Consider the following 7,168-nt stretch of genomic DNA (forward strand, 5'->3'; position numbering starts at 1 on the left):
TTTGACTGCCAAAAGCCCGACGGCGGGTGGCGGCAAAGCTTGCTGCCACCCGGCGTCGGGCCCTCTGGGAAGGGTCTTCGCAGGTCAAGGTGACGCCCTCATGCACAGCTATCGCGGCCGCGGCAGGTAACGTAAAGGGCGTGCAGTTGAGTCAAGCGATAGTCAGGACCGCAGCCGGATGGCTGCTCGGTCTAATGCTTGCTGCCGCCGGAGCCATCGTCTGCATCAACTTGGTGAGCTCCTCCGTGGCCAGTCCGCAGCAGCCGGTCCGGGAGTATTTGGAGGCCTTGCAGAAGGGCGAAGGCGAGCAAGCCCTGGGTCTGTTGCGGGCCAAAGTTCCCAGTGCAAATGCCGCCATGCTCGACGGCACCGCCCTGCAAACGGCGGCCTCCAAGTTGTCCGACATAAAACTCGGCAATGCCGAGTCCAGGGGCAGTAATCGTGTTGCCGTGCCCATGGACTACACCTTGGATGGCAACCGGCTCCACACCGAATTCCTGATGGAGCGCACGGGGACCCAATGGTTGTTCTTCGGCAAGTGGGCTTTCGTTCCCACCACACTGCCCACCATTGAAGTCACCGTCGTCAACTCCAACGAGGCAGCGCTCAACGGCGTCCCCGTGAACATGCCCAATGGCCGGAACACTTTTGCCGTGTTCTACCCCGGCAAATACGAAGCCAGCCTGAACGGCACCTACTTCGAGGCCCCTGCTGCTTCTGCCCTCGTTTCAAGCCGCGACGGCGGCCAGGCGCCCTTGAACCTGCAGACCCGGTCAACCAAAGCCATGAACGAAGCCGTTGCCGGTAAAGTCCGGGAGTTCCTGGACACCTGCGCCGCCCAAGCCACGGAGCAGCAGCGCCTCCAACCTGATTGCCCGTTCTACCACGTCAGCAATGCGCGCGTCGTCGACGGAACCATCAAGTGGGAAATTACCGAGTACCCCAAGATCACCATCGAACCCTTCGGTGGCAAGTGGGTAGTAGCCCCGCTCAACGGCAAGGCAAGGGTTTCCGCCCGCGAGATCAATTTGTTCACCGGCTTGGTCAACGACCTCAACGTCGAGCACGATTTCAGCTTCACCACCCAACTGGACACTGACAACAACACTGTGACCGTCACCCCGATGCTGACTTTCTAGGCGCCGGCGAAGGATCTCACGAACGTGCCGCAGCATCGCATCCGGCGTGTGGACCACATCGTCGTAGAAGAACCTCAGCACCAGCAAGCCCTGACGGATCGCCTCGTTGTCCCTCCGACGATCCTTCTTGAACTGACGCGGATTCAGATAGAACGCCAGCCCGTCGATCTCGATGATGAGGAAGCCCTCAAGGAGGAAGTCCACTGTTCCTACGCCGTCGATCCAAACCTGTGTCTCGGTCCAGGGCATGAAGAAGGCCCGGGTCCTCCCCCTCAAGGGTCAAACCCGGGCCAGTTCAGCAGGCTTAGTCCATGCCGCGGAGATCGAGCACCAGCTCTGATTCACCGTCAGCCTGCAAAATAACTGGGATGCCCCAATCCTGCTGGTACAGGTGGCAGGCTGCGTGGTCCGGAATCTCTCCGTCCGCGGTTTCAGGTCCGTCACAGGCGGCCGCACGGGCAGTGATGTGAAGGATGCCCTCTGGCACATCGGGCGACAATTCGATGGTCCGCAACAAGCCCACCGACGTCCCGCCACCGGAGACCAGCAGTTCCGGCGGAGTGGAAGAGACCTTCATCTGCGTGGGGTCGCCCCAGCGGTCATCAAGCTTCTGCCCGGTGGGGGCCTTGAAGCGAACAGCAAGCTCCAGGATTCCAGGTGTCACGGGGCTCTTGGGACGGTGGGTCTGGGACGCACCCTCATCCACCTGCTGGGCTTCCTTGGGGATCGGCACCAAAACCAGTTGATGCTTGTTTGACTCAACCACCACCAGCAGCGGCTCACTGTTGCCGTGGTTAACCACGACGACGTCACTCGGCTCAGCCAGGCCACGTGCCAACGTTGACACGGTCTTCGTCGCGGGATCGTACCGGCGAACGGCACCGTTGTAGGTATCGGCGATCGCTACGGAACCATCGGGCAGTACCGTGACCCCCAAGGGGTGCTGCAGGCGTGCCTCAGTGGCGTCGCCATCACGGAATCCGAAGTCGAACAGCCCCTGGCCAACGGCTGTCTCCACCGTCACGCCGGTTTCGCCGAGCACCAAACGTCGCAGAGAGGAAGTCTCCGAATCGGCCACCCAGATGTTCTCATCGGCATCAATGGCCAAGCCGGACGACTGGGCGAACCAAGCTTCCTCCGCCACGCCGTCCAACAGCCCCTCCAGGCCCGAACCGGCCAGAATGGAAACCTCGTTGCTCAGGGGATCGAACGCAAAGATCTGGTGCGTTCCCGCCATCGCGACTACTACACGCTGCAGCTTCGCGCTCCACACCACGTCCCACGGCGAGGACAAGGAAACCCCGGTACCGAGGCCAAGCACCCCGACGTCGATTGCGTCGGCAGCAAAGTCAGCCGGACCGCCGTCGTGGTGTTCGGACCAGGCACCCGCGCCCGTCTCGGTGACACGGGCAGGGCCGGCATCGAGCAAGCGCTGCACACCGTTGCCGGCAACAGTCCGCACCTGCCCTGAACTCAACGTCACACCCCGAAGGCGGTGGTTCACGGTGTCTGCCACCACGGCGTCATAACCGAGCGTGGAAGCGAGCTCCGCCGGAAGAACAGCTATGCCTTGCGGCTCGTTGAACTGGGCCGTGTCCGTCTGGCCGTCCGCGTACCCCTTGGTCCCGGAGCCAATAACCCGCTCAACGGTTTTCAGGTCAGGGTGGAGCTCCACCAGGCGGTGGTGCCCGGAGTCGACGACGAGGTAATTGCCGTTGGCCAACTGCGTCGTTTTGCCCGGGAAGCGCAAAGTGCCCGACGTCGGCACTGGAGCAACGTACGGACCGTTGCCCCTGTGAAGGGTTCCCTTTGCTTCGTGCTCCGCAACAAGTTCCTCAAGCAGCACAGCGAGGCCATCTGCGTGGCCTTCACCGGAAAGATGCGCCACGATGTAACCCTCCGGATCCACAACCACCAGCGTGGGCCAAGCACGGGCTGTGTACGCCTTCCACGTGGCGAGCTCGGGATCGTCCAGGACCGGGTGGTGGATCTCGTAACGTTCCACGGCCGCGGCAAGGGCAACAGGATCAGCTTCGTGCTCGAACTTGGGTGAATGCACGCCGACTGTCACCAGGACATCAGAGTACTTTTCCTCAAGGGGCCGGAGTTCGTCGAGGACATGCAGGCAGTTGATGCAGCAGAAGGTCCAGAAATCCAGCAACACAATTTTGCCGCGCAGGGATTCCAAGTCAAGGGACTTGCCGCCCGTATTGAGCCAGCCGCGGCCCTCCAGTTCGGAGGCCCGGACCCGGAGTTGGGTGCGTACGGTTTCGCTCATCAGCGTCCTTCCAGCTTCGTGTTTCGTTCGGTCTTGCTGCTTGCTTGGTCAGCGTTTTCCTCTGGGGTGGCGCCTGCCGGGGCGTCACTTGTTCGGGTAGCTTCAGTCGTTTGGGTGGGTTGGGCCGGGCGGCCGGCCAATTTGGCATCGCGGTCAGCGAGCCGGGCAAACATATCGTTATAAGCACTGAGATCGGCGTCGTTATTCCTGTCGGCCGCGCGGTCCACCCTTCGGGTCTCCCGCTCGTCCGAGCGGGACCACATGACGGCTACGCCGATTGCCACCAGCAAAGTGGGAACTTCACCAATGCCCCAAGCCACAGCGCCGCCCATTTGTTGGTCTGCAATGGCCGAGGCACCCCAGGTCCGGCCCAGGTTGCCGAAGTAGTCAGCAGCGAGCAGGCCAGTACCGCCCATAATGGCCACGCCAAAGAACGCGTGGAACCCCATGGTTGCGAGCAGGAGCAGCAGGCGCATGGGGTACGGCGCCCGGCGCGGCAAAGGATCACTGCCGATCATGCTGAGCACAAAAATGTAGCCGGTCAGCAGGAAGTGCAGATTCATGAGCTCATGCCCGACGTGCTCCCGCATCGCCAGGCCGAAAAGGTCTGAGTAGTAGAACAGCACGATGGATCCCGCGAAGTTCGCAGCGGCGAACAGCGGATGAGTCACCACCTGCGAGAACCGGGAGTGGACGAACAGGAGCAGCCACTCCCGCAGACCCCGCGAACCGTGGGCGCCTTCGCCCCGGGAAGGGAGTGCACGCAGGGCAAGGGTCACGGGCGAACCCAACACCAGGAAGATCGGTGCCACCATGGTCAGGGCCATGTGATCCACCATGTGGGCAGAAAACAGTACGCGGCCATAGACCGCTGGCGGACCCGAGGTGATGTATGTGAGAATCACCAGTCCAATCATCCAGTTCACCGTCTTGAACCAGGACCAGCTATCCCCGCGCTTGCGGATCTTGATGATCCCGAGGACGTAGGACACGGTGCCGAATAAGGCGACTCCCACCCACAGCCAGTCAAAACGCCATTCCGTAAGCCAGCGCTCTGGCGTAAGTTCAGGCGGAATCTCATAGCCGGACAGGATGAAGGCTGGCGAGGCGTCCGGTGCGTACGTAGTGGGCTGCGGCGGGGCCGAGCGCCCGAGCGCCACGGCGAGGCCCGACGTCGCGCCCATCACCAGTAGCTCAACCAGAACCAGCTGCCACAGCACGCGGCGGGCAGACATCGAACCGCTCTTCCCCAGCTGAGGTATAACCCACTGGCGATGCATGAAGCCAATGCCACCCAGCACCAGGGTGGCAAGTGCTTTGGCAAGGATGAGCTGGCCATAGGCAGAGCCAAACAGATCGCCCAGGTTCGTCACGCGGATGGCTGCGTTTATCACACCGGACGCAAACACGAGGACGAAAGCAAAGCCTGCCAGGGCCGAGAACCTTCGGAGGGTCGGTTCGGTGATGTCGCTCGTCCCAGACCTCCTGGAAGCAACGAGCAATCCGGAAAGGACCGCGAGAATGATGATGCCTCCCACCCACACGGAGACTCCAACCAGGTGAAGGCCCAGCGAGTTGATGGCGCCTTCGTGATCACTGGAGCTGGAGGAGTGACCGATCAGCGCGGTCGGAATCAGCCCGATCAGGGCAAGCAGCAGCGTAAAGGCGAGGCCAGTCAGCGATCGGACGCCGAAGAGCGCGGTGGTGACCACCGCAGCAATGATAGTGATGGACAGCCAAGCCTTGCCCGTATCTATGTCCGTCATGAAGTACACCAGCGAGCGGGTGAATTCGGCGTCGCCGGAGATTCCCTGACCCGCGACATCCGCGTAGGTCAATACCAGGACCGCTACGGCGGACAGTGTCCAAGCGGCACCTGCCGCGGCGGCAACGGCAAGGGCGCGTGCAAAAGCCGGATGCTCCGGAGCGTCCAGATCCTTTTCACGGGATCGCGACGCTCTAAGGTTCTTGGGCAGGATGCCGACTGCGAAGATCAGGCCACCAATAACTGTGGCTATGGAAACGTTGTGGACGGCTTTCGCCACCGGCAAGCCCCACCGGACCAACGCTCCGGGGTCCGAGACCTGGCGGGCAACAGAAGCACCGGAGAAGATGAGGGCCGCAACCAAAGTCAGGAAGAGCACCGCCAGTCCAGCAAGCTGCCATGGGAGGGAAATGCCCGTGACGGCATTGCCTCCCCGCGCTCCCGGCTTGGGAACAGGCGATGGGGCAGTTGCGGAGCTTCTTGCTGATGGCACCTATCCATTGTCCGTTACGTGTGGCTGGGCTGCGAATCGGGAACCATTTGGGGAGGAGAAGTGGGCACGGGCGACAGGATGCCGCCTTGGTGTTCGGGACAAGTGATTGCTTAACGGCAAAAGGGGCGGCAACCAGTTGGTTGCCGCCCCTTTCAGGCGTTCGCCGAAGTGGAATTACTTCTTCTTGGCGACAGCAGCCTTCAGCTTGGAGCCTGCGGTCAGCTTAACGCTGTGGCCAGCGGCGATCTGGATGGTTTCGCCCGTCTGCGGGTTGCGGCCGGTGCGTGCTGCACGGTCGGTGCGCTCAACTGCGAGCCAGCCCGGGATGGTGATCTTCTCGCCAGCGGCAACAGAAGTCTCGAAAACTTCGAACAGTGCATCGAGCACGGAGTTGACGGCTGCCTGGCTCGTGCCAGCCTTGCCTGCTACCTCTGCAACGAGTTCACTACGGTTCTTAGCCATTTACGTCCTCCTGGACTAATACGTTTTTTGAGCTTTCAAGCGGAATGCGAGCAAGCCACTGCTCGAAAACTTACCAGCTTGCACCGGCTTGGCCAGCAAATTCCGCGTGTTTCCGCGCTTTTTTGACCAAAATCACCGGTTTTTCAGGGTTTTTGGGGGTGTGGACCGCACATGGCGTACCCTTCGGCGTTGAATAGGCCTCCAGCCACGCATACGAAATCACGACGCCGACAGCCACCGCCGGGAGTTGCAGGCGGCTGGCCATCCCGGCTTCAGAGCATCCAACCGTCGTGGATCAGAAGAGAATTCGCTGATACAGGACATCGTCCTGCCACTCGCCTGCTATGTGGAGATACGACGGCGCCATGCCGATCCGCTCAAAGCCGGATCGTTTGAGGACCGCCTGCGAGGCTGCGTTATGCATCAGGGTTGCGGCTTGGATACGGTGGAGTCCCAGATCGTCGCTAGCCATGGAGAGAACCGCCGCCACCGAAGAAGTGGCAATACCCTTGCCGGCGAACGCTTGGTCGACCCAATAACCCAGGTTGGCGTTCATGAACGGTCCGCGGACTATGCCCGTCAAAGTAATCATGCCAATGACATCCCCGTCATGGAGAACTACCCACGGCACCTCCGTGCCTGCGGCATACTGGTTCAGTTTGCTCCGAACAACGGCCTCTTGCCCTGCCCTGGTATAGAACGCCTCGCTGCGCCGTGGTTCCCATGGGGCGAGGTACTCTGCGTTCAGGGCATAGGCGGCCGCCAAGGGCTCGACGTCGGACAAGGACAAAGTCCGAAGGTGGACTTTCCCGTCCGCGGGGTTCCCAGAGGGGAGATCCAAGATTCGGGTCAGGGTCATCCTGCGACTCTAGCGTCTCTGATTGTCTCGTTAATGTGGGAGACCCCCCGTCCCTGGTGTGGGTTGGGGGGTCTCGACCTAATGTGTGTCCGGCGGTGTCCTACTCTCCCACACCCTCCCGGGTGCAGTACCATCGGCGCTGTGGGTCTTAGCTTCCGGGTTCGGAATGGGA

At 61.6% G+C, this 7,168-nt stretch carries 5 protein-coding genes, 1 rRNA gene and 1 pseudogene; 1 reads left to right on the forward strand and 6 read right to left on the reverse strand.

The features are described 5' to 3' along the window. Nucleotides 1-110 precede the first annotated feature (110 nt). Nucleotides 111-1,139, forward strand: a complete 1,029-nt coding sequence (locus tag AC1DD7_RS05080) for a hypothetical protein (protein WP_477514090.1) — start codon at nucleotides 111-113, stop codon at nucleotides 1,137-1,139. 21 nt (nucleotides 1,140-1,160) lie between these two features. On the opposite strand, the pseudogene AC1DD7_RS05085 reads toward AC1DD7_RS05080, so the two are convergent. The 6 genes and pseudogenes from AC1DD7_RS05085 to rrf all read right to left on the reverse strand — a co-directional run. Next, nucleotides 1,161-1,388: pseudogene (locus tag AC1DD7_RS05085) on the reverse strand (endonuclease domain-containing protein); the annotation flags it as partial. Between the two features lie 55 nt (nucleotides 1,389-1,443). Further along, nucleotides 1,444-3,417: an NHL domain-containing thioredoxin family protein gene (locus AC1DD7_RS05090; RefSeq protein ID WP_477514071.1), complete on the reverse strand. Its 1,974-nt coding sequence runs from the start codon at nucleotides 3,415-3,417 to the stop codon at nucleotides 1,444-1,446. Beyond that, nucleotides 3,417-5,675 (reverse strand): bifunctional copper resistance protein CopD/cytochrome c oxidase assembly protein, encoded by a 2,259-nt coding sequence (locus tag AC1DD7_RS05095; protein ID WP_477514072.1) that lies wholly within the window; start codon nucleotides 5,673-5,675, stop codon nucleotides 3,417-3,419. Before AC1DD7_RS05095 ends, AC1DD7_RS05090 begins: the two co-directional genes overlap by 1 nt. Before the next feature lie 174 nt (nucleotides 5,676-5,849). Continuing rightward, on the reverse strand, nucleotides 5,850-6,137 hold the full coding sequence (locus AC1DD7_RS05100; RefSeq protein ID WP_011776355.1) for an HU family DNA-binding protein: 288 nt from the start codon (nucleotides 6,135-6,137) through the stop codon (nucleotides 5,850-5,852). Between the two features lie 295 nt (nucleotides 6,138-6,432). Then, nucleotides 6,433-6,996 carry a GNAT family N-acetyltransferase gene (locus tag AC1DD7_RS05105; protein WP_477514073.1) on the reverse strand — a complete coding sequence of 188 codons (564 nt, stop codon included), beginning with the start codon at nucleotides 6,994-6,996 and terminating at the stop codon, nucleotides 6,433-6,435. Between the two features lie 87 nt (nucleotides 6,997-7,083). After that, nucleotides 7,084-7,168: ribosomal RNA gene (gene rrf / locus AC1DD7_RS05110) — 5S ribosomal RNA — on the reverse strand; the annotation flags it as partial.

Source organism: Paenarthrobacter sp. 10L412 (assembly GCF_056395565.1).

What these genes read in the sequence shown, in the direction of transcription:
- AC1DD7_RS05090 (WP_477514071.1), bottom strand. Translation starts at nt 3,417, where the DNA reads ATGAGCGAAACCGTACGCACCCAACTCCGGGTCCGGGCCTCCGAACTG.
- AC1DD7_RS05105 (WP_477514073.1), bottom strand. Translation starts at nt 6,996, where the DNA reads ATGACCCTGACCCGAATCTTGGATCTCCCCTCTGGGAACCCCGCGGAC.
- AC1DD7_RS05100 (WP_011776355.1), bottom strand. Translation starts at nt 6,137, where the DNA reads ATGGCTAAGAACCGTAGTGAACTCGTTGCAGAGGTAGCAGGCAAGGCT.